The 24746-nt window shown below is 55.3% G+C and carries 25 protein-coding genes and 1 other RNA gene; 20 read left to right on the forward strand and 6 right to left on the reverse strand.

Going from position 1 to position 24746, the window contains the following annotated elements; all coding sequences use genetic code 11:
• Window positions 1–27: 27 nt before the first annotated feature.
• A complete protein-coding gene (locus ACRAWE_RS00385) occupies window positions 28–1440 on the reverse strand; it encodes a PTS transporter subunit EIIC (protein WP_197843075.1) in 1413 nt (470 codons plus the stop codon).
• A gap of 326 nt (window positions 1441–1766) precedes the next feature.
• Here ACRAWE_RS00385 and ACRAWE_RS00390 point away from each other — a divergent pair, with 326 nt between their 5' ends.
• From ACRAWE_RS00390 to ACRAWE_RS00400, 3 genes are all read left to right on the forward strand, one after another.
• Window positions 1767–2783: a S1C family serine protease gene (locus ACRAWE_RS00390; protein WP_211130607.1), complete on the forward strand. Its 1017-nt coding sequence runs from the start codon at window positions 1767–1769 to the stop codon at window positions 2781–2783.
• 150 nt (window positions 2784–2933) lie between these two features.
• Window positions 2934–3698 carry a winged helix-turn-helix domain-containing protein gene (locus ACRAWE_RS00395; protein WP_432524344.1) on the forward strand — a complete coding sequence of 255 codons (765 nt, stop codon included), beginning with the start codon at window positions 2934–2936 and terminating at the stop codon, window positions 3696–3698.
• Window positions 3682–4170 carry a hypothetical protein gene (locus ACRAWE_RS00400; RefSeq protein ID WP_211130832.1) on the forward strand — a complete coding sequence of 163 codons (489 nt, stop codon included), beginning with the start codon at window positions 3682–3684 and terminating at the stop codon, window positions 4168–4170. Before ACRAWE_RS00395 ends, ACRAWE_RS00400 begins: the two co-directional genes overlap by 17 nt.
• Window positions 4171–4212: 42 nt before the next feature.
• Here the strand turns inward: ACRAWE_RS00400 and ACRAWE_RS00405 are convergent, their stop codons facing one another.
• A complete protein-coding gene (locus ACRAWE_RS00405) occupies window positions 4213–4932 on the reverse strand; it encodes a winged helix-turn-helix domain-containing protein (RefSeq protein WP_432524346.1) in 720 nt (239 codons plus the stop codon).
• A gap of 413 nt (window positions 4933–5345) precedes the next feature.
• On the opposite strand from ACRAWE_RS00405, the gene ACRAWE_RS00410 reads away from it, so the two are divergent.
• The 15 genes from ACRAWE_RS00410 to ACRAWE_RS00480 all read left to right on the forward strand — a co-directional run bounded on the left by ACRAWE_RS00410 (window position 5346) and on the right by ACRAWE_RS00480 (window position 20297).
• On the forward strand, window positions 5346–5897 hold the full coding sequence (locus tag ACRAWE_RS00410) for a fimbrial protein (protein ID WP_432524348.1): 552 nt from the start codon (window positions 5346–5348) through the stop codon (window positions 5895–5897).
• Window positions 5898–5997: 100 nt separating this feature from the next.
• On the forward strand, window positions 5998–6537 hold the full coding sequence (locus ACRAWE_RS00415) for a fimbrial protein (protein ID WP_211130680.1): 540 nt from the start codon (window positions 5998–6000) through the stop codon (window positions 6535–6537).
• 88 nt (window positions 6538–6625) lie between these two features.
• Window positions 6626–9133 carry an outer membrane usher protein gene (locus ACRAWE_RS00420; protein ID WP_432524351.1) on the forward strand — a complete coding sequence of 836 codons (2508 nt, stop codon included), beginning with the start codon at window positions 6626–6628 and terminating at the stop codon, window positions 9131–9133.
• Window positions 9134–9143: 10 nt separating this feature from the next.
• Entirely contained in the window at window positions 9144–10016 is an 873-nt protein-coding gene (locus tag ACRAWE_RS00425; RefSeq protein ID WP_211130678.1) for a hypothetical protein, read from the forward strand.
• 52 nt (window positions 10017–10068) lie between these two features.
• Window positions 10069–10842, forward strand: a complete 774-nt coding sequence (locus ACRAWE_RS00430; protein WP_248004936.1) for a fimbria/pilus periplasmic chaperone — start codon at window positions 10069–10071, stop codon at window positions 10840–10842.
• A 34-nt stretch (window positions 10843–10876) separates the two neighbouring features.
• Window positions 10877–11527, forward strand: a complete 651-nt coding sequence (locus tag ACRAWE_RS00435) for a fimbrial protein (protein WP_063919923.1) — start codon at window positions 10877–10879, stop codon at window positions 11525–11527.
• Between the two features lie 13 nt (window positions 11528–11540).
• Window positions 11541–12044 (forward strand): fimbrial protein, encoded by a 504-nt coding sequence (locus ACRAWE_RS00440; RefSeq protein WP_063919977.1) that lies wholly within the window; start codon window positions 11541–11543, stop codon window positions 12042–12044.
• Between the two features lie 11 nt (window positions 12045–12055).
• The gene (locus tag ACRAWE_RS00445) at window positions 12056–12547 is read left to right on the forward strand and encodes a fimbrial protein (protein ID WP_063919922.1); all 492 of its coding nucleotides are present in this window, start codon (window positions 12056–12058) and stop codon (window positions 12545–12547) included.
• 12 nt (window positions 12548–12559) lie between these two features.
• Entirely contained in the window at window positions 12560–13090 is a 531-nt protein-coding gene (locus tag ACRAWE_RS00450) for a fimbrial protein (protein WP_432524355.1), read from the forward strand.
• Between the two features lie 18 nt (window positions 13091–13108).
• Complete coding sequence (locus ACRAWE_RS00455) at window positions 13109–13921, forward strand: hypothetical protein (protein ID WP_156785434.1); 813 nt, start codon at window positions 13109–13111, stop codon at window positions 13919–13921.
• A 309-nt stretch (window positions 13922–14230) separates the two neighbouring features.
• On the forward strand, window positions 14231–14812 hold the full coding sequence (locus tag ACRAWE_RS00460; RefSeq protein ID WP_063919920.1) for a response regulator transcription factor: 582 nt from the start codon (window positions 14231–14233) through the stop codon (window positions 14810–14812).
• A 326-nt stretch (window positions 14813–15138) separates the two neighbouring features.
• Complete coding sequence (locus ACRAWE_RS00465; protein ID WP_432524358.1) at window positions 15139–15555, forward strand: DUF2946 domain-containing protein; 417 nt, start codon at window positions 15139–15141, stop codon at window positions 15553–15555.
• Window positions 15556–15626: 71 nt separating this feature from the next.
• Entirely contained in the window at window positions 15627–17288 is a 1662-nt protein-coding gene (locus ACRAWE_RS00470) for a DUF2534 family protein (RefSeq protein ID WP_432524360.1), read from the forward strand.
• A 336-nt stretch (window positions 17289–17624) separates the two neighbouring features.
• The gene (locus tag ACRAWE_RS00475) at window positions 17625–18956 is read left to right on the forward strand and encodes a hypothetical protein (RefSeq protein ID WP_432524362.1); all 1332 of its coding nucleotides are present in this window, start codon (window positions 17625–17627) and stop codon (window positions 18954–18956) included.
• Window positions 18957–18986: 30 nt separating this feature from the next.
• Entirely contained in the window at window positions 18987–20297 is a 1311-nt protein-coding gene (locus ACRAWE_RS00480) for a serine dehydratase subunit alpha family protein (RefSeq protein ID WP_432524364.1), read from the forward strand.
• Between the two features lie 296 nt (window positions 20298–20593).
• Here ACRAWE_RS00480 and ssrA read toward each other — a convergent pair.
• Both ssrA and smpB read right to left on the reverse strand, forming a co-directional pair.
• Window positions 20594–20957, reverse strand: a transfer-messenger RNA (tmRNA) gene (gene ssrA, locus ACRAWE_RS00485).
• A gap of 49 nt (window positions 20958–21006) precedes the next feature.
• The gene (smpB, locus tag ACRAWE_RS00490) at window positions 21007–21489 is read right to left on the reverse strand and encodes an SsrA-binding protein SmpB (protein ID WP_004929094.1); all 483 of its coding nucleotides are present in this window, start codon (window positions 21487–21489) and stop codon (window positions 21007–21009) included.
• A 161-nt stretch (window positions 21490–21650) separates the two neighbouring features.
• Between smpB and ACRAWE_RS00495 the strand changes: the two genes are divergently transcribed.
• Both ACRAWE_RS00495 and ACRAWE_RS00500 read left to right on the forward strand, forming a co-directional pair.
• A complete protein-coding gene (locus tag ACRAWE_RS00495; RefSeq protein WP_025159544.1) occupies window positions 21651–22085 on the forward strand; it encodes a type II toxin-antitoxin system RatA family toxin in 435 nt (144 codons plus the stop codon).
• Window positions 22078–22362 (forward strand): RnfH family protein, encoded by a 285-nt coding sequence (locus ACRAWE_RS00500; RefSeq protein ID WP_019452302.1) that lies wholly within the window; start codon window positions 22078–22080, stop codon window positions 22360–22362. The genes ACRAWE_RS00495 and ACRAWE_RS00500 overlap by 8 nt, the downstream gene beginning before the upstream one ends.
• A 118-nt stretch (window positions 22363–22480) precedes the next feature.
• On the opposite strand, the gene bamE is transcribed toward ACRAWE_RS00500, so the two are convergent.
• A complete protein-coding gene (gene bamE, locus ACRAWE_RS00505; RefSeq protein ID WP_004929101.1) occupies window positions 22481–22819 on the reverse strand; it encodes an outer membrane protein assembly factor BamE in 339 nt (112 codons plus the stop codon).
• Window positions 22820–23059: 240 nt separating this feature from the next.
• Window positions 23060–24721, reverse strand: coding sequence for a DNA repair protein RecN (gene recN, locus ACRAWE_RS00510; protein ID WP_074055568.1), 1662 nt, complete (start codon window positions 24719–24721; stop codon window positions 23060–23062).
• Window positions 24722–24746 lie beyond the last annotated feature (25 nt).

The raw sequence follows: 24746 nt of genomic DNA on the forward strand, positions 1-24746 counted from the left end.
TTGCTCCCTTAACTGTTTGTCGTCCCGTCAGACGCTTTCCCGATCGTATTTGCGCAGCTTGCCCGTGATGTAAGTCAGCACAAAGGCCGCCAGGCAGCCGGTGAGCCAGGCGAAGATATACTGCAGATATTTGCCGTCGGCGATCAGCGGCAGGGCCGACAAACCTGCGGCGCCGACGCCATTGGTGGAGACGCCGAGCAACACGACCATCATGCCGCCGAAGCCGGCGCCGATAGAGCCGGTGATAAAGGCGAATCCCGCCGGAATATTCACACCGAAGATGGTGGGTTCCCCTACGGCGAGGATCGAGGTGGGAATGGCGCCTTTGGCGATCTTTTTCATCACCGGATCGCGGGTCAGCAGCAGCACCGCCGTGGCGGCGCCGACCATGCCTGCATTGGACATGATCTGGATGGCGAACAGCGGGGCATGTCCGGTCGCATTGATCATCTCCAGATGGATCGGGAACAGGCCATGGTGCAGACCGAGCGAAATCAGGAATGGGAACAGCGAGGCCAGCACGAAGCCGGCGGCCAGGCCACCCGTGGCCAGCAGGCCGTTCAAACTGTGCAGGATGCCGTTGGACAATAGGCCGGCGACGGGCATGATGGCGAACAGCAAGGCGCCGGCCATCACCGTCAGCACGATCGTCGGTGTCAAGACCACGTCCAGAATGTCGGGCACGATGCGACGCACCTGTTTTTCCAGCACGCACATTAGCCAGACGCAGAAAATAACGCCGATCAACCCGCCCTGGCCGGGGATTAACCCCAAAAGCGGCAGTTGGGGCGCGATGGTGATGGCGCCCAGCAGGCCGCCCATGATGGCGTTGCCGTTGAACTCTTTCGCCGTGGTGACGCCGGTATAGATGGCCAGGAAGTTGAACAGCGCTTTGGAAACGATATCAAGGAATTGGCTCAGGCCCAGCAGATGGCGCTGATCCAACACTATCTGGGCCGGAGAAAGCTCGCCGCTGGCCGCAATGGCGTGCGTCAGCGCATAGGAGGCGGCGGAGTTGACCAAGACGTTGTTCAGCCCCATCAAAATCCCGGCGGCGATCAGCGGCGGCAGGATGGGAACGAAAATGTTGGCGATGTGCTTCAACACGGCTTTGGTGCGCGTGGGTTTGCGGGATTTCTCGCGTGCCAGCGCCGCTTTTTGTTCTACGTCGCTCAGTGGCGCCGTTTGCCGGCCCGAGGCCAACAGTTCATTGATTACCGTCGCCACTTTAGACGACTTGCCCGGGCCGACAATCACTTGCAAAGTATCGTCTTCCACCACGCCCAGCACGCCTTCGATGCCTTTAAGCGCCTGAATATTCACTTTTGCAGGATCGACCAGGGTCATGCGAACCCGTGTCATGCAGTTAGTGACATGGCGTAAGTTATTTAAACCGCCGCTGTGCTCAACAATGGCGCTGCCAACAAGAGGGTAGTTCATCCAGAGGTTCCTTTTGGTTGTTGCTGCCATTTGTTATAACAATATAATGTTATCATGTTTGTGAGGGCGATCATACAATGCCGTTTTTTTATGCAGGAACGGAACAAAATAATGCGTGTGATGGGTTTAAAATTTAATTAAATCAGTATGTTGTTTTTTTCGGGGAGTTTGAAAGGTTCGCAGGGAAGGAGGAAAGGTGTTCAAACCAGGGGGAGCAGAGATTTGAGCCAGGGGCCGTTGACTGCGTCAATTTTCGCTTGTCAGTGTATTTAACCTTCGGTATGAAGAATGTTCTTATAAAAACCATTTGCCATTTTGAGGGTGCGATGAATAAAAAGGTTATTCATATGTTAATTGGCGTGTTTATTGGCGCAGTCGTCAGCACCCTCTATTTTAAGCAATTCGCTAACCAGAACCGGCAAAATGTGAATGAATTGTCACTGAGTATGGCGATAGAACGCGCGCTCCCATCCGTTGTATATATATATTCTAAAGATTGTAATGATGTTGTTTATGGTTGCCCGTTGGGCACCGGCGTTATTATGGACAATCGTGGGCATGTGGTGACGAATTATCATGTGGTCAATGGCGTCAAGAACATGGTGGCGTTGCTCAGCGACGCGACGGTAAGAGAAGCGATCGTCGTGGGCTACGACAAACTGACCGATTTAGCCGTGATGAAACTGGATCCTGTGGCGACCACGCCCATTCGTATCGATGAAGAAAAGAAAATCAAAGTCGGTGATTTTGTTTTGGCCATCGGTAATCCTTACAATCTGGTTGGCTCCGTTTCACACGGTATCGTTAGCGCTATTGGCCGCAGCGGCTTCGGCGTCATTGGCAGACAGACGTTTATTCAAACCGATGCGCCGATCAATAAAGGTAACTCCGGCGGGCCACTGGTTAATGCATCTGGAGAAATGATCGGCATGAATACGTCGGTTTTCTCGGTAGATCAGGATCTGAATAGCGTAAAAGGCATCAGTTTTGCTTTGCCGGTGCGCCTGGTGAATAAGGTAATGAAAAAAATCGTGGCGGATGGGCGAGTCATTCGCGGCTGCATCGGCGTGGAAGCCGCTAATGTCTCCGCTATCCATGGAAAACTGGGGGGGCGATATAATGTGCTGGTGACAGGTGTAAAACACTCGGGGGCTGCGAGCGACGCCGGCTTACAGGAAGGCGATATCATTAATAAAGTTGCAGGGAAAGTGATTGATAATGCCCAGGAAGCTTTGAATATCTTTGCAGAGACGCCGCCGGGCCAACATGTTGAGGTTACGGTGGAAAGAAAAGGTAAAAACAGGGTTTCATCGCTGAAGGTTGAGGATTGTGATAACGAATAACCCAAGGAGATTCTCTGACAGAGAAAATAATATGATTTTTATAACCTTCAAATATAACCTCATGTATTAAAAGGTTAATTATTTTTATTAAGAATATTCCTATAAAAATTGCGTTGTGATATCATTTTAGCGTTCAATAAGAGGTGCGCTATGGCTTATGTGATAAACAACAGAATTATTTACCGGGATGATATCTCTGAGCTCTGCGTTATTGATGATGAACAATCTAAAGTCTCGTTAACGGCGACGGTTAATAGATTGTTGTTATTGTTTGTACGGAACGATAACAAAGTATTAAGCCGTGAATTTTTGCTGAGCCAGGTTTGGGGCAGCTATGGCCAAATAGAGTCGGGCAATAATCTGAATAATGCGCTTTCTCAGTTGCGCAAGGCGTTTACCGAACTGGGGGAAGGTGAAGTGTTGATCACTTTGCCAAAGCAGGGGATTTTGCTTCAGGCGGGGGTTGCCCGCACGGATGAGACAGGAAACCAAGAAAAGCCTGAATTGAGTAAAATACTTATTGGGAAAGAGAATTCCCGGCGGATGAAGTATTTATGGCTCTGCGTGGCAATGGCTGTTTTTATCGGCGGCCTGGTGATGTTGGCTGTGGGGATGCGCCAGATTTATATTCCGACGGCGAAGTTTATACCCGCTCAGCGTATTGAGAATTGTGAAATCGAAATAATTAACAGTCACCACAAGCTGGTGCGCACGAATATTTCGGTGCAGGATGTAAGGAACACCATCGCGGAAGGCGGTTTTGACTGCAATAAACCGGCAACGGTTTATTATTATAACGGCGGTGCGTTGGTTCTCAGCGCCTTGCACTCGATGGCGACATTTTTCGCCTATTGCCCAGAAAATGAAAAAAACATTAACGCGGCCTGTGAGAATGTCTATGTTTTCAAAAAATAAAAAAACAATAAAAGGGGTGCTTGCATCACTGATAATTATTGGTGGGGGCTTTATATTTTTCGGTATCTACCTGCAGTTTTTTGCTCCGATTATGCCGGAATGCAATGCGGTGATCCGCACCGATTATCATGATGAAAAACATTCGTTATCCAGAGTGTTATTTGTCAGCATTGTCAATATAAATGCAAGAGAGAGCGCATTTATTATCAACGGCAGCGTGACCTATAATAATGAGCGTTTTACCATAGCGCGCACCATTAGCATGACTTATACCGCGAATGAAGGGCGCTTCTTGCTGCGCCCGACAAACATCGTTCGACGCTCTAATGACGATAGCCACAATAATAAAGAAGTCGACAAGCTGTTCCCGGTGGTGGGGAAGGACATCTTGTTTACGGTCGAGAAGATCAATGATCAGCAGTACATCTTTGCCGACAATCGTTCTCCCAATTTTATTTGCAACAAGCGTTGATGCCCTAACAAGGCACTATTTTGATGCCAGAAGAGTCTATGCCTACTGTTGCAGCTTTACCGTTTTGCACGCAGACAGGCCCTGTCTGGGGCAGTAGGTCATCACGGCCGCTGTGCTGTTGTCATCGGCAACCTGATTGTATAAATATACGCTGGCGCTGCTGTTGCAATCATAATCAAACTCGCTCAGCAGCCGCCTGGCCGAAGAAATATCCTGCGCACTGTCGATGGCGAACACGTTGCAGCTGCGATATTTACCAATAAAGCTCAGATCATTATTGTCAGTGTAATAATGCAACGCGACGCCGATGGCGACAAGGCCGGCGGCCAAAGGCAGGAGAAGCAGAATGAGCGGTTTTATACGCTTGGTTTTCTTTTCCGTTAACGGATGCGCTTTCGGCGTTTCGCCATTATTTTCATCCTTTTCCTCCCCTAAAAGGGTTATCGACTCGGCGACGAACTTGAACCCTTGCCTTGGGTAAGTAACCAGAATGTCATCCTGGCCTAACTGAGCCAGCGTCTTGCGCAACCCTGAAATATAATTGCTCAGGTTATTGTTCGATGCCGTCAGGCCATGATTATTCCATACCTCATCCAGCAAACGCTCCCTCTCTACAATTTCATTATTGCACTCAATAAACAACGACAACAGTCGCTGTGAAGGTTTTAATAAAACCACGTCTTTATCATCGTTGTTCTTGTTGAGAGATAATGTCCCTTTATGCGCATCATAAATGATGGCGTTATTTATAATGTATTTCATGTTGTTCCCTGTAAATAATCTGTCCGTGCTTAATACTGTGGCTGCTGGCGTTTTTTTTCAACTGTCTCATGGCTATTGAAATTAGAATTTTCTTATATTGCATGGATAATGGGTTAATTAAACATGAATTGATCGGTTTTTTTATTTACAGGGAGGTTAATTCACGCCCCCTTTTGGAGTTAAAATCTATTTTTAATGTATTTTATTTGTATATATTCTTAATTTTATTTAATTTGTAGTTTTATATTTCAAGAAGTGAGCTGTGGTAGTAGATTGTCCTCACTGGTTTGAAGGCCAGAAACAGAAGGGTTCCTGTGCTGATACGGAAATGGCGGTAAGCCGGGAAGCATTATCTTCTGCAGATAAAGTGAGTCTTATTTAACTCTTTCTACTTACTAAGGAATGTAAGAACTATGAAACTGAACAACATCATGATGGCGGCAGTGGTTGCTTTTGGCATGTCTTCTAGCGCATTCGCGGCCGACCAGGGTCACGGTAAAGTCACTTTCACCGGCGCTATTATCGATGCGCCGTGCTCTATTAACCCTGAGTCTATCGATCAGACCGTTGAACTGGGCCAAATCTCCAAAGTGGCGCTGCTGAACGGCGGTAAATCTACGCCGCGCAACTTCGCTATCGATCTGGAAAATTGCACCTTTGAAAATGATGCGGTCACTGGTAACCCTCTGAAAAACAAGGTTGCACTGACCTTTACCGGCATGGAATCCAAAGCCAATAACGGCCTGCTGGGTATTACCGGTACCGCGCAGGGCGCCAGCGTAGCCATTACCGACGGTTCCGGCCAGGTGATCAAGCTGGGCAAGGCAACCAAGGCGCAGGAGCTGCAAAATGGCTCTAACTCCCTGAATTTCGCGGCCTACCTGCAGGGTGATGTGGCTTCTGGTGCAGTACTGACTGAAGGTGAGTTCCAGTCAGTGGCCGACTTTACCCTGGCGTATAACTAAGCCACGTTAATTTCTTCAATATTGAAGTGAATTAAGCATGCTAATGCATGCGGGGTTCCCGCATGCATTTTTCAGAAACGCTTTATCAGGAAATAACGTTATGTGGATTAAAATTAGGCTATTTCCGCTGGCGGCTTGCCTATTTATCTTCACTGTCTTTGCACAGGCAGGCAGCGCTATTCAGGGCTGGGGCAGGGTAAATATGCAAGGCGCCATTATCGATACCGCCTGTGCCATTGCCGTCGAGAGCCGCTATCAGACTGTGGATATGGATATCGTTCCTATAGCGGATATTATTCGCGACGGGCAAAGCCAAATAAAACCCTTCGCCATCGAGCTGGTTAATTGCACGCTGGAACGTGCCAATAATAAATTGCCGGACTGGAAACAGTTTCAGGTGACCTTTGACGGCGATGCTGAAGGGGATTTATTTGGCGTGCGCGGCGAGGCGTCGGGCATTGCGCTGCAAATCACCGATGCCGCCGGCAATATCGCCACGCCGGGTTATCCGATGCCGCGCGGCGACATTATCCCCGGCGATATGCGGCTGAATTACGCCCTGAAATTAGTCGCCAATAATCATGCGCCGAAGGCCGGCGATTATTTCACGGCCGTCCGTTTCAAGCTGGATTATTTCTGAGGCCGGCGGTGAGGACTGATTACAAGAGCGCAGGGACAAGAAATAATTATAAGGGAACGGGGACATGAGGAAATCACCAGCAAGAAAAATGGTACGTATCAATGCGCTGGGATTATGCATTGCCCTGGCGCTCGGCGCCCTTCCGGCACAGGTGTATGCCGCCGACGAGATCCAATTTAACACCGACGTGCTGGACGTGCATGACCGTAAGAACATCGATCTGAGCCAGTTTTCACGTGGCGGTTACATTATGCCCGGCACCTACGGCATGGTGGTGCACATCAACAAGAACGATTTGCCGGAGCAGCAAATCCCGTTCTACCCGCCGCAGGACGACCCGAACGGCAGCCGCGCCTGCATCAACAAGGCGCTGGTGGAACAGCTGGGCCTTAAAGAGGGCGTGATGAAGGATTTGCGCTGGTGGCACCAGGGCGAGTGCCTGGACGAGAGCAGCGTGGTGGGCATGGAGATGCGCGGCGATTTGGCCACCTCGTCGCTGTACCTGAACATCCCGCAGGCGTTTCTCGAGTACACCGCCGAGAACTGGGACCCGCCGTCGCGCTGGGACGAGGGCATTCCGGGGCTGCTGTTTGACTATAACCTCAATGCCCAGAGCCAGCACCAGCAGCGCAGCGGTACCCGCAGTTACAACCTGAGCGGCAACGGCACCGCCGGCGCCAACCTCGGCGCCTGGCGCCTGCGGGCCGACTGGCAGGGCAGCCTCAACCACCAGACCGGCAGCGGGCAGCCGACCGACACGCGGCTGGACTGGAGCCGCTACTACGCCTACCGCGCGCTGCCGGCGCTGCGCTCGAAGCTGACGCTGGGCGAGGGCTACCTGGACTCCGGCATGTTCGACAGCTTCCGCTTTGCCGGCGCCAGCCTGGTGTCGGACGACAACATGCTGCCGCCCAACCTGCGCGGCTATGCGCCGGAGGTGGTGGGCGTGGCGAAGACCAACGCCAAAGTCATCATCAGCCAGCAGGGGCGGGTGCTGTATGAGACCAGCGTGGCGGCCGGGCCGTTCCGCATTCAGGACATCAACGACGCGGTGAGCGGCGAGCTCAACGTGCGGGTGGAGGAGCAGGATGGCACGGTGCAGGAGTTCGTGATGAACACCGCCAGCATCCCGTACCTGACGCGGCCGGGCTCGGTGCGCTTCAAGCTGGCGGCGGGCAAGCCGTCGGACTGGCAGCACCACGCGCGCGGGCCGTTGTTCGGCACCGGCGAGTTCTCCTGGGGGGTGAGCAACGGCTGGTCGCTGTACGGCGGTGCGCTGGCGGGCGGTGATTATAACGCGCTGTCGCTGGGGCTGGGCCGTGACCTGATGGCGTTCGGGGCGCTGTCGTTCGACGCTACCCAGTCGCGGGCGCGGTTGCCGCAGGAAGACGGTGCGCTGAGCGGCGGTTCGTACCGGCTCAGCTATTCGAAGAGCTTCGACGAGTACGACAGCCAGGTGACCTTCGCCGGCTACCGCTTCTCGGAGCAGGATTTCATGAGCATGAGTGAGTACCTGGACGCGCGCTACTACGGTAACCGCAACGGCAGCGGCAAGGAGATGTACACCATCACCTTCAACAAGCAGTTCCGTGACTGGGGGCTGAGCAGCTACCTCAACTACAGCCATGAGACCTACTGGGACAGGCCGGCCAACGACCGTTACAACCTGACGCTGTCGCGCTACTTCGATATCGGGCGGTTCCGCAACCTGAGCCTGTCGCTGTCGGCGTACCGCAACCAGTACAACGGAATGAAGGACGATGGAGCCTACCTGTCGTTGTCGATGCCGTGGGGCGAGCGCTCGACGGTGAGCTACAACACCACGGTGAACCGCAACGATACCACGAACCGGGTGAGCTACTACGACCGGCTTGACGAGCGCAGCAACTACCAGCTGAGTGCCGGCACGTCGCGCAGCGGCGCCAACGCCAGCGGTTATTACAGCCGCGAAGGGGACATCGCGCGGCTGAGCGCCAACGCCAGCTACCAGGAAGGGCGTTACAGCGCGGTGGGGCTGAGCGCCCAGGGCGGGATGACGCTGACGGCGGAGGGCGGCGCGCTGCACCGCAGCGGCATGGCGGGTGGCACGCGGATGTTGATCGACACCCAGGGGGTGGCGGAGGTGCCGGTGCGCGGCTACGGGCGCACCAGCCGCACCAACGCCTGGGGCAAGGCGGTGATCGGCGACGTGAACAGCTACTACCGCAACAAGGCGAGCATCGATCTGAACCAGCTGGGCGACAACGCTGAGGCGACCACATCGGTGGTGCAGGCGACGCTGACCGAGGGGGCCATCGGTTACCGGCAGTTTGACGTGATAGCGGGGGCCAAGGCGATGGCGGTGATCAAGCTGGCGGACGGCAGCGAACCGCCGTTCGGCGCCACGGTGTTGAACGGGCGCAAGCAGGAAACCGGCATCGTCAACGACGGCGGCAGCGTCTATCTCAGCGGCATCCAGCCGGGCGAGGCGATGACGGTGCGCTGGAACGGGGCGGCGCAGTGTGAGGTGCGCATGCCGAGCCCGCTGCCGGCGGAGATGTTGATGAATACATTGTTGCTGCCTTGTCATTCGCTTGGCGGTGAAAGAAATAAGTAATCGGGGTGGCATGATGGTGTTATTTATCGGTTTTTTTTTGTTTTTCTTTACCGTTGCTTGCAACGCCGCAACGACAGTCGCCAGTTTTTCTGACTGGTATTGGCTTAATAATCGAACTGCGGTGGATTACAACGTTACCAGCATTACACTAGGCCCTGAGGATAGCGAGGGGAATGAGAACATGGACGGCAAAGGGAGTTATTGTCCTGACACCTGGACATGTTCGGTCAGTATCTATACCAACATTACGTCAGGGGGGGTGTGTGGTGCGCCTTTCTCCCCGTTAAGCAGCATTGTGCTTTTTAACGATAGTAAATGGCATAGCTTTGATGAAATTAACAAAGCCATTAAAGATAAAATGCCGTTCAAAGGAACGATAAATAAGATATATCCTTGCAAGGATCCGATTGTATGGATTGATTTTTTTAATGGCTATAGAACAAGGTTAGCTTCAACCAAGGATGGCCGTCTTCCACCGATAGATCCTCTTCCCCCCGTCAACGTATTTTGCCGGGTCGATGGTTTAAGTAACAGTGAAATTGATTTTGGCATTGTTAACCAGGAATCTAAAACCGCCAGCATTACGGCATCGTTGATCTGCGATGGTGATTACACCTCACAAGCGACGGCGCGCTTAATATTTACCGATGCCAATCGCAGCGGCGGAAATACCATCATATTGAGCAATCCGCAAAATAAACAGCAGCTCAAAGTGAAACTGTCCGTTGATGCACCGGGCTCCAGCAACAAACGAGATGTGACCGTTAAGGTCGGTTATAAGGGCAGCGTCGAGCTGTTTGCCTCTCTCGATGAGTCGGAACTGAAAAAAGAAACCTCAGGCGACTTTACCGGCAGTGCGGTGATTATTTTTAATGTTATCTAAATGAACTTTTATTGATTGGATGAATTTTTATATTTATTGAGTTGAGGTTGTTATGAAAAATACGAAACGTTTATTTGCGGCGTTTGCCGAAAAACACATTGTGGCGGCAGCGGGGGCCGTGCTGATCGTATCTACGTCGTTGCCTGCCCAGGCGGCAATTGCCCTGGATCGCACCCGCGTGGTGTTTGACGGTTCGCTGAACTCGGTGAGCCTGAGCGTCAGCAACCAGAACAAGCAGTTGCCGTATCTGGCGCAGGGCTGGATTGAAGACGAGCAGGGTAACAAGATCCAGAGCCCGCTGACGGTGCTGCCGCCGGTGCAGCGCATCGAGCCGGGCAAGCCCAGCCAGGTGAAGATCCAGGCGCTGCCGGTGGCCAAACAGCTGCCGCAGGACCGCGAAACGGTCTACTACTTCAACCTGCGCGAGATCCCGCCGAAGAGCAACAAACCGAACACCCTGCAGATCGCGCTGCAGACGCGCATCAAGCTGTTCTACCGCCCGGCGGGGCTGGGCATCGACACCAATGCGCCGCCGCCGCAGGAGCAGCTGACGCTGAGCCGGCAGGGCGACAAGTACGTGGTGAACAACCCGACGCCGTACTACGTCACCCTGGTAGATGCGGGCAGCAGCAAGAGCGCGCCGGTGAAAGCTTTCGAACCGATGATGGTGCCGCCGAAGGGCAGCCTGCCGCTGACGGTGAGTGCGGCGAGCGTGGGCAACAGCCCGGTGCTGACCTACGTCAACGACTACGGCGGCCGCCCACAGCTGAGCTTCAGCTGCAGCGGCACTATCTGCAAGGTGGTGCCGGAGAAGAAAGGCGATTAACCGCTGCATCCAGATAAAGTAGACAGGAGGATAAATGGCAAAGGAGCTGATGGCGGAACGCGCTTACTGGATAAGCGAGCTGCGATATTACGCCGTGCTGGCGGCACTGGCCTTGATGGCGCCATTGAGCCTGACCGCGCTGCTGTGGCTGTTGCCAGCGGCGCAGGCGGCGGATAACTGGCAGGTAGAGGGTGCCAACGGCGTGCTGTATGTGCAGGGCGCGCTGACCGAGAGCGCCTGTCGGCTGGAGATGGACAGCGTGCGCCAGGACATCGCGTTGGGTGAAGTCGGCACCGGGCGATTGAAGCAGACAGGCGATCGCGGCACGCCGGTGCGCTTTGAGCTGCGGCTGGCGGACTGCCTGCGCAGCCCGGCGGGCAGCCGTGACCTGCGAACCGGCGGGTTGGTCTGGGCCAATGACCAGCCGGCGGTGACGGTGAGTTTCCGGGCGCCGCGTGATGCGAATAACCCGCAGTTGGTGCAGGCGCGCGGCGTATCCGGCCTGGGGCTGCGGCTAAAGGATGCACACGGGCGCGATGTGCGGCTGGGCGAAAGAGGTGCGCCGCTGCTGCTGACGCCGGGGCGAAACAGCCTGAGCTACACCATCACGCCGGAACGCACGGCGGCCGGTTTGCTGGCTGGCAGCTACCGGGCGGTGATGGACTTTTATCTGAGCTATGACTGAGGCGGGGCTGAACATGGATGAAACGATAACGAGAGTAAGGAACCGACAGCGAATCGGCTGCCTGAGCGCATTGTTGATTACCGTGCCGCTGATGTTACAGGCGGCGACCACGGTGACCGTAAGAGTTACGGTGGTGGCGCCGCCACCCTGTGTGATTAACGGCGATCGGCCGATCGAGGTGAATTTTGGCGAAGTCATGACCACTCGGGTAGACGGCAAAAATTATCGGACGGCGGTGGGTTACACCCTGTCCTGCAGCGGCCAAAGTAAAAATGCCATGAAGTTACAGGTGCAGGGCACCGGTACGGCCTTTGACTCGACGGCATTGAAAACCAATAAAACAGCGCTGGGCATCCAATTGCAGCAAGGCAGCAGCAAGCTGGCGATCAATAGCTGGCTGAATTTCACCTACCCGAATGCACCGGAACTATGGGCGGTGCCGATTAAACAGAGCGGTACTGCGCTCAGCGGCGGTGAATTTACGGCGGGCGCCACGCTGAAGGTGGCTTACCAGTAAGGGAACGGAAAATGAATAAAACGATGCGTGCCCTGTTGTTGACAGGCGGCCTGATAGGGCCGCTGAATATCGCGCTAGCGGCGGAGAACATGACTTTCCGCGGCACACTGCTTGCGCCGCCGCCGTGCCGCATTAATGACGGCAACCAGGTTGACGTGGACTTCGGTCAGCGCGTCGGCATTAACAAGGTGGACGGGGTTAACTACCGCCAGGTGCTGAATTACCAAATTACCTGCGACAGAGCGACCAACGGCAATTGGGCGCTAACCCTAAGTCTGAAGGGCGGCGTCAGCGGCTTCGATAAACAGGCGTTGGCGACCAACAAAAGCGATTTGGGCATCCGCATATACCGGGACGATGAGCCTTTCACGCCGGGCAGCACCTTGAACATCACCTTGGATAACCCACCGCAGCTGGAGGCGGTGCCGGTACAAAAACAAGGTGTCACGCTGAGCGAGGGGGCATTCGAGGCTTGGGCGACACTGCAGGCCGATTATCAGTAGGAAGGGTAAGCGATGAAAAAGATTATTGGCACATACCTGCTGGCCACGGTTTTAGTGTTGAACGCTGGCGCGGCCTTGGCGGCGAATAACCTGCGCCTGCATGGCGCGCTGGTGGCGGAGCCGTGCGTGATCGCGCCGGGCGATGAGGAAATCGCACTGGATTTCGGCACCATCATCGACAAATACCTGTACCTCAATACCCGCACGCTGGGGCAGACGTTTGAAATTCACCTGGCGGAATGCGATATCAGCCTGGGGAAAACGGTGGCGATAACCTTGCTGGGAACGGAAAGTCTGGCGCTGCCCGGCCTGCTGGCGATTAACGCCGACAGCCAGGCGAAGGGGATTGCTATCGGGCTGGAGACGCCGGAAGGAAAAGCGCTGCCGATGAATAAAACCAGCGATAAATACAGTTTGCGGGCCGGCGGCAATAGCGTCGCGTTGCAGGCCTATGTGCGCGGTGAACCGCAGGCGATCGAGAGAAAAACGATTGGGCGCGGGGCGTTTGGCGCGGTGGCCACGTTTAGTTTGGCGTATGAATAATATTACAGGTGGCATAAAATGAAAGTTTTCCCCCTTTTTTTTGTTTCTGCTTTTTATTCTTCGGTGGCGTTTTCTGCTCCCTATGAACTAAATGTTGTGACGACGCCTGGGTACGCTGATATGGTGAGTGTAGAGTCATGGGATATTAATGATACGAGGTTTAATCCTATGCACGTTTGGTCCGGCACGATAAATCCGGGGGTTAAAGATGATGATATTTACTTTATATTTCACTCTGTTGGCCCTGGTGAAGGCGCTCTGGATATTAAAGCGTTTACTGTTCCAGGGGCCAGAGACGCAAAAACCATGGGGGAGCTAGGTAAGTTATTTATTAAGGCCGGGTTTCTCGGAAAGAGATTCGATGGCAAAAGAAATTCTGGTGTAGGTGGAAAATCTTGCTGGCGTCTGGGGTATCTTAATAGCAATTGGGGTACTGGAAGTGCATACTCCTTTGATATTGCTTGCACTTATGGCGATTATCCGCCAACCGTATGCCGGATCGACCAGCCTGTCTTGGAGATAAATCATGGCACATTGCCCCCCCGGGAGGTTAACGGCAACTCGGCCTATGCTGATTTTTATGTTACGTGTTCTTCCGCGATGTCTGTTTATGTCATTTCACCTACACAAATAAACTCGGTTGTTTTATCTCAGGCCAGTGGATTACGCAGTGATATCACTATCAATGATAGGAAGTTGGGGGATGGCGTCAGGATTTCCGCGTCGACATCACCGACCCGGTTGAGGATTACCTCAACATTAAACGGATTTACCTCCCAACTTGAGGGGGAATTCTCTGGGAGTTTCACTATTATTATTGCACCAGTGTAATATTGAAAAGAGAACGCGGCATATTAACCCAAAGAAAAATTGGCGGTAACGTTGCTTATGCTGGTTTTTATGTTTCGTGTTTTTCTGTCATGTCTGCTTATGTGGTCTTGCCGCCGGGAAAATACGTGATTGCTTTATTCCTGACGAAGGTGGGACTGCTTTGCAGACTATCGCCGTTATCGGCCGAATCCAGCCCTTCAAATAGCTGAAAAATGTTTTTATTATGCGGCAACCTGATTTGCACTCTTTTTTTGATGCGAAAGATATTTTCTTTTTAAAGATGGCGAAGCAGATAACGATGAGGTAAATATGAAAGCGCCAGTCTATATTGGCTTGTTGGATAGCGACCTGTTTCATTCTGAGGGGTTGAAATTATTCTTGATTGAGTATTTCAAAGAAAAGAATAAATCCGCAGTGTTTGTCAATGAGGACAGGCTAGAGAACGCTGATGTTATATTTTATGAGTCAAGTAACTACATGGCCTATTTTATTGGCAAGATTTTACGGTCATCAACCAAGAATACCATTCTTTTTTCACTGGGTGAGGGAAAAAACAGCCTTGCGACATGGCGCTTGGCACGCCTCCAGCAAGCATTGTTAAAAAAAGAAAGTTTACAGCAGCTGCGTTTCTACCTGGATACCTTGTGGCGTGAACGAGAGAATTTTGGTTATCAGCGCCGGGTTAACTCGCCTGAAGAAGATTTGACCCACCGTCAGCAACAAATCATGCGCCTGTTGGCAAAAGGCGTCACGCCGGCAGAAATTTCAATGCAATTGAATATCAGCGTTAAAACCGTCAGTTCCCACCGTGGGGCCGTGATGAAAAAATTCGGTTTTAACCGCAAAGTTGAACTCTATAACTGGCTGATTTTGCGTGGCAATGAGCTGTAAATGGATTTTTGAATACAAGGTGCATTGATGATTTTATTGTTTTTGGCGTTATTGCTGTTGTTGCTGAGTTTGTTTTCATTCTATATGCACTATAAAACGGTTAATAAAAAGAGGCTCAATATAAACACCCAGGGCATGATTGGGAGGGCAGCAAGAAAGAAGCGTCGGCCGGCAATCCGTCGTCGTGTCGAGAGCCTATAGCGGATACCAAATCGTTAGCGGGAGATCTCCCTGATCCCACACGTTTCGCTTTTCATTCACCTCACCGTTCATTGAGGTTACACTGGCCGCTTGTTCGCAACCGACCGGGTTAATTCACCGCTGCGATGAGAGTGCCACGCCAGCTACAGCAACGCTTTGCCGCCAGCATCGCCATTATGGCGGTGCTGTTGCTGTTTGTTGCGCCGGTGGTGTCGAAATCGCTGATGCACCATCAGATGATGGGCGGCATGGCGCAGCCGGCAGCCGCCATGCCGCATGACATGCACGGAATGGCGATGCCCGCCGCCGAGCATGCCGGCCACCACGGCATGGACCCGGCGGAGATGATTTTCTGCGGCTATTGTGAGCTGCTGATCCACGTGCCGCTGCTGCTGTGGGCATTCGTCCCGCTGCTGTGGCTGATGGCGCGTATTGCGCGCCTGCCTTGCGCTCCGCGCATCGTCCCCCCGCCCATTCGGCGCCTTGCCCTGCGGCCGAGCCCGCGCGGGCCGCCCGGCCAGCCGTTTTTCCTTATTGCTTGATCATGGGTAACGCCGTCCGTATCGCTGCGGACGGTTTGCCTGCGTGCACAGTTTGAAAAACGAGAAAGGCCATGTCTTCAATAACCAAAACTCCACCTGCCGCATCGCCGCGTGGCGCGATGCTGAACCTGATCAGACGGCTGCATTTTTATATCGGCCTGCTGGTTGCTCCTTTTATTCTGGTCGCCGCACTGACCGGTACGTTGTATGTGTTGACGCCGCAGCTTGAAGAGGCGCTGTATCGCGATGCGCTTTTCACCGAACCGCACGGACAGGCAAGATCGCTGGCCGACCAAATCGCCGCCGCCCGCCGCGTGGCGGGTGCCGAGACGCGCATTTACGCCGTGCGCCCGGCGCCCGGCGCGACGGATACCACGCGCGTACAGTTCGTGGGAGGCGATCTGGGCGCTTCCGAGTCGCGCGCGCTGTTTGTCGATCCTTACACCCTGGCGATCAAGGGGGATATGACGGTGTATGGCACCTCCGGCGTGCTGCCGCTGCGCACCTGGCTGGATAAGCTGCACAGCAGCCTGCTGCTCGGCGACCTGGGCCGCAATTACAGCGAGCTGGCGGCCTCCTGGCTGTGGGTGGCCGCGCTGGGCGGCGTGGCGCTGTGGCTGGCGACGCGGCCGAAGCGCAAGCTGAAAAGGGCAAAAGGGCGTTTCGCCGCCAGCCGCCAGTTGCATATCACGCTGGGCGTAGCGTTGTTGGCCGGGCTGCTGTTCTTCTCGGCCACCGGGCTGACCTGGTCGCAGTGGGCCGGCGGCAACATCGATGCGCTGCGGGCCAACCTGGGCTGGCTAACGCCGCAGGTCAACGCCAGCCTGCAGGCCGATGCGCCGCAGACGCCGGCCGATCCGCACGCCGAGCACCGCGGTATGATGCCGGGCATGAAGATGAACCCTGCCGCACAGGCCAATGCGCTGAACGGTGATTGGGATCGGGCGCTGCATGCCGCGCGCGCCGCCGGGATCGATACCGCCAAGATAGAGCTGCGCCAGCCGAAGGGCGAGGGTAAAGCCTGGACGGTGACCGAAGTGGATCGCAGCTGGCCAACGCAGGTGGACGCGGTCGCCATCGCGCCGCAGAGCTTCGCCGTCGTCGACCAGGTGCGGTTCAGCACCTTCCCGCTCATCGCCAAGCTGACCCGCTGGGGTATCGACGCCCACATGGGTATTCTATTCGGCTTGCCGAATCAGCTGCTGCTGGCGGCGTTTGGCCTTGGGCTGTGCCTGACGATCGTGTTGGGGTACCGCATGTGGTGGATGCGCCGCCCGGCTGCGGGTGCGCAGCATCCGGTGCAGACGCTGGTCGCCGCCTGGCTGGCGCTTTCCCTGCCGGCGCGGGTAATCACGCTGTCGATCGCCGTAGCCTTGGGCTATTGTCTGCCGCTGATGGGCGTGAGTCTCGCGGCGCTATTGGTGGCGGACGTGTGGCGCTGGCGTGGCCAACGGCAGGGGCATGGCGAAGAAACGCCAGAAGCGGCCGCTCGGCGCGTAGAGGTGCGTAAGTTCCGCGCTGCGGTGGCGACGGTCGCGGTGGCGGTCGGCTGCGTGATGGGCAAGGCGATCCTTGGCGGCACCGTCGAGCAGTTTCAGCTGCCGATCGGCGCCTGGAGCGCACAGATGATCGTGATGCAGAGTCTGATGGTGTTGCTGTATACGCTGGTATTCACCCTGCTGCTTTCCATTCCGCTATGGTATTTCTTCCTGGGGGAGAAAGAGGGGCGGTAAAGGGGGCGCCCGGTATGCGGTTTAGCCTGCCGGGCGCTGCGAATGCAAAACGGGCGGAACGCTGCGTTCACCTGGTCTGTGATTCATATTGTGGCGCGTTGGGATAATGTGATGCGCCTCTCATACTGGTTTTTGATAGAATTTATTTCTTCTTATTCTTTTTTTATGGGATTTTTTTCTCTTTGATAGCCTTAATCCATACAAATATTGTGACTTTTTTCTCTTGTTTCAGGGGTAAGATTTCGCACATTAAAACGATAACTCGCCTGCATTTTAGAATTATCCATCGTGCAGAAACTATTAAAAAAAACCTCTACCTACACAAGCGAGAACCTTATGGAAACGGCTTCAAATAATAGCGTGCTATTGGATGACACGTCGCCGGCGTTGCGGGCGAAGATGACGGAAAGTGAATGGCGTGAGGCAATTAAATTCGACAGTACCGATACCGGCTGGGTGATTATGAGTATCGGCATGGCGATTGGTGCCGGCATTGTTTTTTTACCGGTGCAGGTTGGATTGATGGGGCTGTGGGTATTTCTGCTCTCCTCTATTATCGGTTATCCGGCTATGTATTTATTCCAGCGCTTATTTATCAATACCCTCGCGGAATCGCCCGAGTGCAAAGACTATCCCAGCGTGATTAGCGGCTATCTGGGGAAAAACTGGGGCATCCTACTCGGCGCACTCTATTTTGTCATGCTGGTGATCTGGATGTTCGTTTATTCCACCGCCATCACCAACGACAGCGCGTCTTATTTGCACACCTTCGGCGTGACGGAAGGGCTGTTGTCCGACAACCCTTTTTATGGCCTGGCGCTGATCTGCATTTTAGTGGCGATTTCATCGCGCGGTGAACAGCTGCTATTCAAACTTTCAAGCCTGATGGTGCTGACCAAGCTGCTGGTTGTGGCGGCGCTCGGCGTGTCGATGATTGGCCTGTGGCATGTGCATAACATCGGCGCGCTGCCACCGGCGGCGCTGTTGATTAAAAACGCCATTATTACGCTGCCGTTTACTCTGACTTCGATTCTGTTTATTCAGACGCTTAGCCCGATGGTCATTTCCTACCGCTCGCGTGAAAAATCGATTGAGATTGCCCGCCATAAAGCGCTGCGCGCCATGAATATCGCCTTTGGCATTCTGTTTACCACCGTCTTTTTCTATGCCGTCTCTTTTACGCTGGCGATGGGGCATGATGAGGCGGTAAAAGCCTATGAGCAGAACATTTCCGCCCTGGCGATCGCCGCTCAGTTTATTAGCGGTGACGGCGCCGCCTGGGTCAAAGTCGTCAGCGTGATCCTTAATATTTTCGCCGTGATGACCGCCTTTTTCGGTGTTTATTTGGGCTTTCGCGAAGCGACGCAGGGCATCGTGATGAACCTGCTGCGCCGCAAGCTGCCGCTGGAAAACATCAATGAAACCTATGTGCAGCGCGGCATTATGGTGTTCGCTATTCTGCTGGCCTGGAGCGCCATTGTGCTGAATGCGCCGGTGCTGAGCTTCACATCCATTTGCAGCCCGATCTTCGGCCTGGTGGGCTGCCTTATTCCTGCGTGGCTGGTCCATAAGGTGCCGGCGCTGCATAAATATAAAGGCGCATCGCTGGTGCTTATCATCGTGACCGGCTTGCTTCTGTGCGTCTCCCCGTTCCTGGCATTCTCCTGATAGAGCTAATACGGTATTAAGGTTGTCATTATGTTGAACCCTGAAAGTCTTTCATTATGGAAAAAATACATCCGCGTCGTGCAGGAGGAGGTGAAGCCTGCATTGGGATGTACCGAACCGGTTTCCCTGGCGCTGGCCAGCGCCACGGCGGCGGCTCATTTACCGGGGCCGGTGGATCGCATTGAAGCCTGGGTTTCGCCGAATTTGATGAAAAATGGCATGGGCGTGACGGTGCCTGGCACCGGCATGGTGGGATTGCCGATCGCCGCCGCGTTGGGGGCTATCGGCGGCGATGCCGACGGCGGTTTGGAAGTGCTCGAGAAGGCCTCTGCAGCGGCCATAACGCAAGCGAAGCGGCTGTTGGCGCAGGGGGCGGTGCGCGTCATGCTACAGTCGCCTTGCGAAGATATCCTCTATTCCCGGGCGAAGGTTTACGCCGGCGATCAATGGGCCAGCGCCACCATCGTCGGCGGGCATACCCGCATCGTCAGTATCGAGCGGCAGGGCGAGACGCTCTATACGCTGAAGGCGCAGCCGCAGGGCGCCGAGCCGGCATGCCCGCTGCAAGTGCTGGAGCAGACTTCGCTGCGTGAGATCGTGGATTTCATCGAGCAGGCGCCGTTCGCGGATATCCGTTTTATTCTCGATGCCGCGCGCCTCAACGGTGCGCTGTCGCAAGAAGGGCTGCGCAGCCAGTGGGGGCTACACGTGGGTGCCACGTTGCAAAAACATCGCGCACGCGGATTGATGGCGAGCGATCTGGCCAGCGACATCGTGATCCGCACCAGTGCGGCGTCCGATGCGCGGATGGGAGGGGCGACGCTGCCCGCGATGAGCAACTCTGGCTCGGGCAATCAGGGGATCGCTGCCACCTTGCCGGTGATGGTGGTGGCGGAGCACTTCGCGGCCGATGAGGAACAGCTGGCGCGTGCGCTGATGCTGTCGCACCTGAGCGCCATTTATATCCACTATCGCCTGCCGCGCCTCTCCGCGCTGTGCGCCGCCACTACCGCCTCGATGGGGGCGGCCGCCGGGATGGCGTGGCTGGCGGATGGCCGGTACGACACCATCGCCAAGGCCATCGGCAGCATGATTGGCGATGTGAGCGGGATGATTTGCGATGGCGCTTCCAACAGCTGTGCGATGAAGGTTTCCACCAGCGCCTCGTCGGCGTGGAAGGCGGTGCTGATGGCGCTGGACGACACGGCGGTAACCGGCAACGAGGGGATCGTGGCGAATGATGTTGAGCAGTCGATCGCCAACCTTTGCGCGCTGGCCAGCCGCTCGATGCAGCACACCGACAGGCAGATCATCGAGATTATGGCGAAAAAAGCTTCCTGAGCTTTCCCCGCTGCGGCGGGGTTTTTTGTTAAATCAGCCGGTGTGCGTGCGAGCGTACAGGCGGTGGTATGCACTGGGCGGATCGAACACGCCCCTATGATGCGCAACGTGCTGCTGCACACAACCGGCTGGCTACGCATGGTCTCTATCGGGAACACTCGCCTGTGCCGGCCAGAGGGCGTTCGGGTTTTGGGGCCTTCGCCCCTGAGTGCCACAAAAACAAAAAAGCCCGCAACCGAAGTTGTGGGCTTTTTCGCTATTATCGCCGGGTCTATCTGGTTCACTGGCGACGTATTTGGTGGAGCTGGCGGGAGTTGAACCCGCGTCCGAAATTACTACACCGTCGGCACTACATGCTTAGTCCAATCTTTACATTCGCCGGCCAGCTGCGGATGGACACGCTACTGACAGACTAGCCTGATTGAGTTTAACGCTTCAGCCCCAGGCAGGACGTCCACGCGATCTCTTTTGGGTTTGACCTCTCTTGATCCCCGTCCTAAGAGCGGAGGCTAGGGAGAGAGGGCTCTAAGCAGGGTATTAAGCTGCTAAAGCGTAGTTTTCGTCGTTTGCGACTATTTTTTTGCGGCTTTTTACGAGGCCAACCGCCCCTCGGCATGCTCCTAGGGCTTCGCAAATCCCGTCGAATCCAGAATCAGCCCCAAGTAACTTTGTGCAGTATACCAGAAGTTTACCTCGATAAGCCAGCGGCTTAACGATTGGCGTGCTTCATGATACGGGCTTTCGCCGTCTGCCATTCGCGATCTTTGATGTCATCGCGTTTGTCGTGCTCTTTCTTGCCTTTGGCTACGCCGATCTTGATCTTGCTCCAGGCATTTTTCCAATACAGGGACAAGGCCACCACGGTGTAACCCTCGCGGTTGACGCGGCCGAGCAAGGTGTCCAGCTCGCGTCTGTTCAGCAGCAGTTTACGGGTACGTGTCGGATCGCACACCACATGCGACGAGGCCACGTTGAGCGGAGTGATGGTGGCGCCAAACAAATAGGCTTCACCGTCACGGAACGTCACGTAGCTGTCGCTGAGGTTGGCTTTGCCAGCACGCAGCGATTTAACTTCCCACCCTTGCAGCGACAGGCCAGCCTCGAACTCTTCTTCAATGAAGTATTCGAAACGCGCGCGCTTGTTTTGGGCAATGGTGGCGGAACCGGGTTTGTGTGCTTTTTTCTTTGTCATAGTGCGTTCATTATACTGGATGCTTCAGCGAAAGAAATCCTTTCCCGTTCAGCACCTGCGCAATTTTTCGCATTTTTGGTTCCCTCATCCCTTAGCAGATTTTTTGTTTGCCGCCAGATAAATGGTATTATCTGTACGTTTTATGTCTTACAGGAAATGATATGCCCCAGATCAGTCGGTCTGCATTAGTGCCGTTCAGCGCCGAGCAGATGTATCAGTTGGTTAACGATGTTCATTCTTATCCCGATTTTCTGCCAGGCTGCACCGGCAGCCGGGTGCTTAACGCTACCCCCAATGAAATGACCGCCGCGGTGGACGTCGCCAAGGCCGGTATCAGCAAGACCTTCACCACGCGCAATACGCTGTTGGATAACCAACGCATCAATATGCAGCTGGTCGATGGTCCGTTCCGCAAGCTGATGGGTGGTTGGCAGTTCACACCGCTGAGCGAAGAGGCCTGCAAGGTGGAGCTGCACCTGGACTTCGAGTTCACCAACAAACTGATCGAACTGGCGTTCGGCAAGGTATTTAAAGAGCTGGCGGGCAGCATGGTGCAGGCATTCACCCAGCGCGCGAAAGAGGTCTACAGTGTCTGACATTCAGGTCGAGGTGGTGTACGCCTTACCGGAGCGCCAGTACCTGCGCAAGGTGAAGCTGGCCGAGGGCAGCAGCGTCGAGCAGGCGATTGCGGCTTCGGGCCTGCTGGAGCTGCGTCAGGATATCGATCTCAAGAGCAACAAAATCGGTATCTACAGCCGCCCGGCCAAGCTGGGCGACACGCTAAACGACGGTGATCGGGTTGAGATCTACCGGCCGCTCATCGCCGATCCGAAAGAACTGCGCCGGCAACGGGCAGAAAAGGCAAAAAAATAAGGCGCTATGAGCGCCTTATTTTTTTATCTGAAACTGATTCTCTCTTCCGCGTTGCAGCCTGCGACTGTCATGAGGAACATCATGCCTCCTCATGGGCCGGAAGAGCGGGCGGCGCCGATTACTTGGTCAGTGCCGGTTTGTTCTGGATATCGGTCAACACGCCTGCGCTGTCGAAGGTCAACGTCAGCGTTTGCTGGGTGATATCTTCATGGCCAGGCTGCTGGCGGAACACATAGAACCACGTCTGAGTCCCGAACGGGTCTTGCAGCATTGGGGTGCCCAATGTGTAAGCGACCTGTTGCTGGGTCATCCCTTTCTGGATTTTCGCCACGTCGGTCGACGTCAGGTAGTTCCCCTGGTTGATGTCAGGACGATAAACCACCTTTTCAAAAGTAGAACAGCCTGCAGTCAGCATCACAAGAACTACAGCGGCGGCAGTCAGCGTTTTACAGCGCATAGTAATCACATTCCTTTAGGGCATAGGATGCCGATGATAATAGACCTTGCGGCAGTTGGAAACCTTTATACCCTTCATCTTTCACGTTGCGACGCATTGGCTTTCCTTCAGCACCTCAAGCGCTTGGCCTGTTTCAGGCCGTTGAGATGGCTTCGGATCGCCGCCGCGGCGCACTTTAGATATTTCTCGGGCCAACAGCGTCACTGTCAGACCGCAGGAAAGTGAAAAAGTTGAGCTTTTTTATGCCGCCAGCAGTTCTTTGGCGTTGGCCAGCGTATTGCGGGTGACTTCGCTGCCGCCGAGCAGGCGCGCCAGCTCTTGCAGCCGGGCGCGTTTATCCAGCGGCGCCATCTGGGTTTCGGTCACCGTGCCGTCGGTCTGCTTGCTGACGAACAGATGCTGATGCCCGCATCCGGCCACCTGCGGCAGGTGGGTGACGCACATCACCTGGGTGGATTCGCCGAGCTGGCGCAGCAGACGGCCGACGATGGCGGCGGTTGGGCCGCTGATGCCCACGTCCACTTCGTCGAAGATCAGCGCCGGGGTTTCCATCTTGCGGGCGGTGATCACCTGAATGGCCAGCGCGATGCGCGACAGCTCGCCGCCGGAGGCGACCTTCGCCAGCGGCTGCAGCGGCTGCCCCGGGTTGGTGGAGACGCAGAACTCGGTGCGGCTGGCCCCTTCGGCGCTCAGATGCTGCGGTTCGAAGCGCACGTCGATGTTGAACTTGCCGTGTGGCATGGAGAGCGCCTGCATGCTGTCGGTGATGAGCGCAGTCAGTTCGGCCGCGTAATGCAGGCGTTTCTGGTGCAGCTCTTCCGCCAGCGCCAGCGCCTGCTGATGATGCAGGGTAACCGCCTCGTTCAGGTGCTCATGGTCGCTTTCCTGCTGCGACAGCTGCTGTTGTTCATCCAGCAACTGCTGATGCAGCTGCGGCAGCTCTTCCGGCGCGACCTGATGTTTGCGCGCCAGGCTGATTTGGCGCGACAGGCGTTGTTCCAGTTCGTGCAGGCGGTTGGGATCGAGATCCATGCGATCGGCGTAGTGGCGCAGTTCGTCGCTGGCTTCGCTGATCTGGATCGAGGCCTCTTCCAGCATGTCCAACAGGCCGCTGAGCTTGTCGTCCAGCCCGGCCAGCTCGATCAGCAGGTGTTTGGCGCTGTAGAGCTGGCTGAGCATGTTGTTCTCGTCGCTGTCGGCGAGCAGCTGCAGCGTCTGCTGGCTGAGGGTCAGCAGCTGGCCGCTGTTGGCCAGGCGCTTGTACTCGGCGTCGGTCTGCTCGAACTCGCCGGCCTGCGGCGCGAATTCGTTCAGCTCTTTCAATTGGTATTGCAGCAGCTGCTTGCGCGCTTCGCGCTCGATGGACTGCTGCTGGTGGTGCGCCAGCTCGCGGCAGCTCTGGTGCCAGCGTTGATAGGCCTGGCTCATCGCCGCCAGCAGGGCGGGTTCGTCGGCGTAGGCGTCGAGCAGCGCTTTTTGGTGCTCCGGCTTGAGCAGCAGCTGATGGGCGTGTTGACCGTGGATTTGGATCAGGCGTTGCCCCAGCTCGCGCAGCTGCGACAGCGGCACGGCAGTGCCGTTGATAAAGCCGCGCGAACGGCCGTCGGCGTTGATCACCCGGCGCAGCAGGCATTCGTTGCTGTCATCCAGCTGGTTTTGCTCCAGCCACTCGCGCGCGGACGGGGTGTCCGCCAGCGAGAAGCGGGCGCAGATGTCGGCGCGGGCGGCTCCCAGGCGCACCACGTTGCCGTCGGCGCGGTTGCCGAGGCACAGCCCCAGCGCATCGATGGCGATGGATTTGCCGGCGCCGGTTTCACCGGTGATCGCCGTCATACCCGGTTGAAAATCGATTTCCAACTCACGAACGATAGCAAAGTTGCTGATGGTTAATTGCGCCAGCATGGGAACCTTCCTGTGTATAAACACA

The sequence above is a fragment of the Serratia sp. BFP-2025 genome, assembly GCF_050880365.1.
Taxonomy (GTDB): domain Bacteria; phylum Pseudomonadota; class Gammaproteobacteria; order Enterobacterales; family Enterobacteriaceae; genus Serratia; species Serratia surfactantfaciens.

Excerpts from the sequence above, each read along its gene's own strand:
- ACRAWE_RS00425 (WP_211130678.1), top strand. The coding sequence starts at position 9,144 with ATGATGGTGTTATTTATCGGTTTTTTTTTGTTTTTCTTTACCGTTGCT.
- ACRAWE_RS00480 (WP_432524364.1), top strand. The coding sequence starts at position 18,987 with ATGTTGAACCCTGAAAGTCTTTCATTATGGAAAAAATACATCCGCGTC.
- ACRAWE_RS00445 (WP_063919922.1), top strand. The coding sequence starts at position 12,056 with ATGAATAAAACGATGCGTGCCCTGTTGTTGACAGGCGGCCTGATAGGG.
- bamE (WP_004929101.1), bottom strand. The coding sequence starts at position 22,819 with ATGCGCTGTAAAACGCTGACTGCCGCCGCTGTAGTTCTTGTGATGCTG.
- ACRAWE_RS00450 (WP_432524355.1), top strand. The coding sequence starts at position 12,560 with ATGAAAAAGATTATTGGCACATACCTGCTGGCCACGGTTTTAGTGTTG.
- ACRAWE_RS00400 (WP_211130832.1), top strand. The coding sequence starts at position 3,682 with ATGTTTTCAAAAAATAAAAAAACAATAAAAGGGGTGCTTGCATCACTG.
- ACRAWE_RS00440 (WP_063919977.1), top strand. The coding sequence starts at position 11,541 with ATGGATGAAACGATAACGAGAGTAAGGAACCGACAGCGAATCGGCTGC.
- ACRAWE_RS00395 (WP_432524344.1), top strand. The coding sequence starts at position 2,934 with ATGGCTTATGTGATAAACAACAGAATTATTTACCGGGATGATATCTCT.
- ACRAWE_RS00410 (WP_432524348.1), top strand. The coding sequence starts at position 5,346 with ATGAAACTGAACAACATCATGATGGCGGCAGTGGTTGCTTTTGGCATG.
- ACRAWE_RS00495 (WP_025159544.1), top strand. The coding sequence starts at position 21,651 with ATGCCCCAGATCAGTCGGTCTGCATTAGTGCCGTTCAGCGCCGAGCAG.
- ACRAWE_RS00455 (WP_156785434.1), top strand. The coding sequence starts at position 13,109 with ATGAAAGTTTTCCCCCTTTTTTTTGTTTCTGCTTTTTATTCTTCGGTG.
- smpB (WP_004929094.1), bottom strand. The coding sequence starts at position 21,489 with ATGACAAAGAAAAAAGCACACAAACCCGGTTCCGCCACCATTGCCCAA.
- ACRAWE_RS00390 (WP_211130607.1), top strand. The coding sequence starts at position 1,767 with ATGAATAAAAAGGTTATTCATATGTTAATTGGCGTGTTTATTGGCGCA.
- ACRAWE_RS00470 (WP_432524360.1), top strand. The coding sequence starts at position 15,627 with ATGTCTTCAATAACCAAAACTCCACCTGCCGCATCGCCGCGTGGCGCG.
- ACRAWE_RS00430 (WP_248004936.1), top strand. The coding sequence starts at position 10,069 with ATGAAAAATACGAAACGTTTATTTGCGGCGTTTGCCGAAAAACACATT.
- ACRAWE_RS00465 (WP_432524358.1), top strand. The coding sequence starts at position 15,139 with ATGAGAGTGCCACGCCAGCTACAGCAACGCTTTGCCGCCAGCATCGCC.
- ACRAWE_RS00385 (WP_197843075.1), bottom strand. The coding sequence starts at position 1,440 with ATGAACTACCCTCTTGTTGGCAGCGCCATTGTTGAGCACAGCGGCGGT.
- ACRAWE_RS00420 (WP_432524351.1), top strand. The coding sequence starts at position 6,626 with ATGGTACGTATCAATGCGCTGGGATTATGCATTGCCCTGGCGCTCGGC.
- ACRAWE_RS00435 (WP_063919923.1), top strand. The coding sequence starts at position 10,877 with ATGGCAAAGGAGCTGATGGCGGAACGCGCTTACTGGATAAGCGAGCTG.
- ACRAWE_RS00460 (WP_063919920.1), top strand. The coding sequence starts at position 14,231 with ATGAAAGCGCCAGTCTATATTGGCTTGTTGGATAGCGACCTGTTTCAT.
- recN (WP_074055568.1), bottom strand. The coding sequence starts at position 24,721 with ATGCTGGCGCAATTAACCATCAGCAACTTTGCTATCGTTCGTGAGTTG.
- ACRAWE_RS00415 (WP_211130680.1), top strand. The coding sequence starts at position 5,998 with ATGTGGATTAAAATTAGGCTATTTCCGCTGGCGGCTTGCCTATTTATC.
- ACRAWE_RS00405 (WP_432524346.1), bottom strand. The coding sequence starts at position 4,932 with ATGAAATACATTATAAATAACGCCATCATTTATGATGCGCATAAAGGG.
- ACRAWE_RS00475 (WP_432524362.1), top strand. The coding sequence starts at position 17,625 with ATGGAAACGGCTTCAAATAATAGCGTGCTATTGGATGACACGTCGCCG.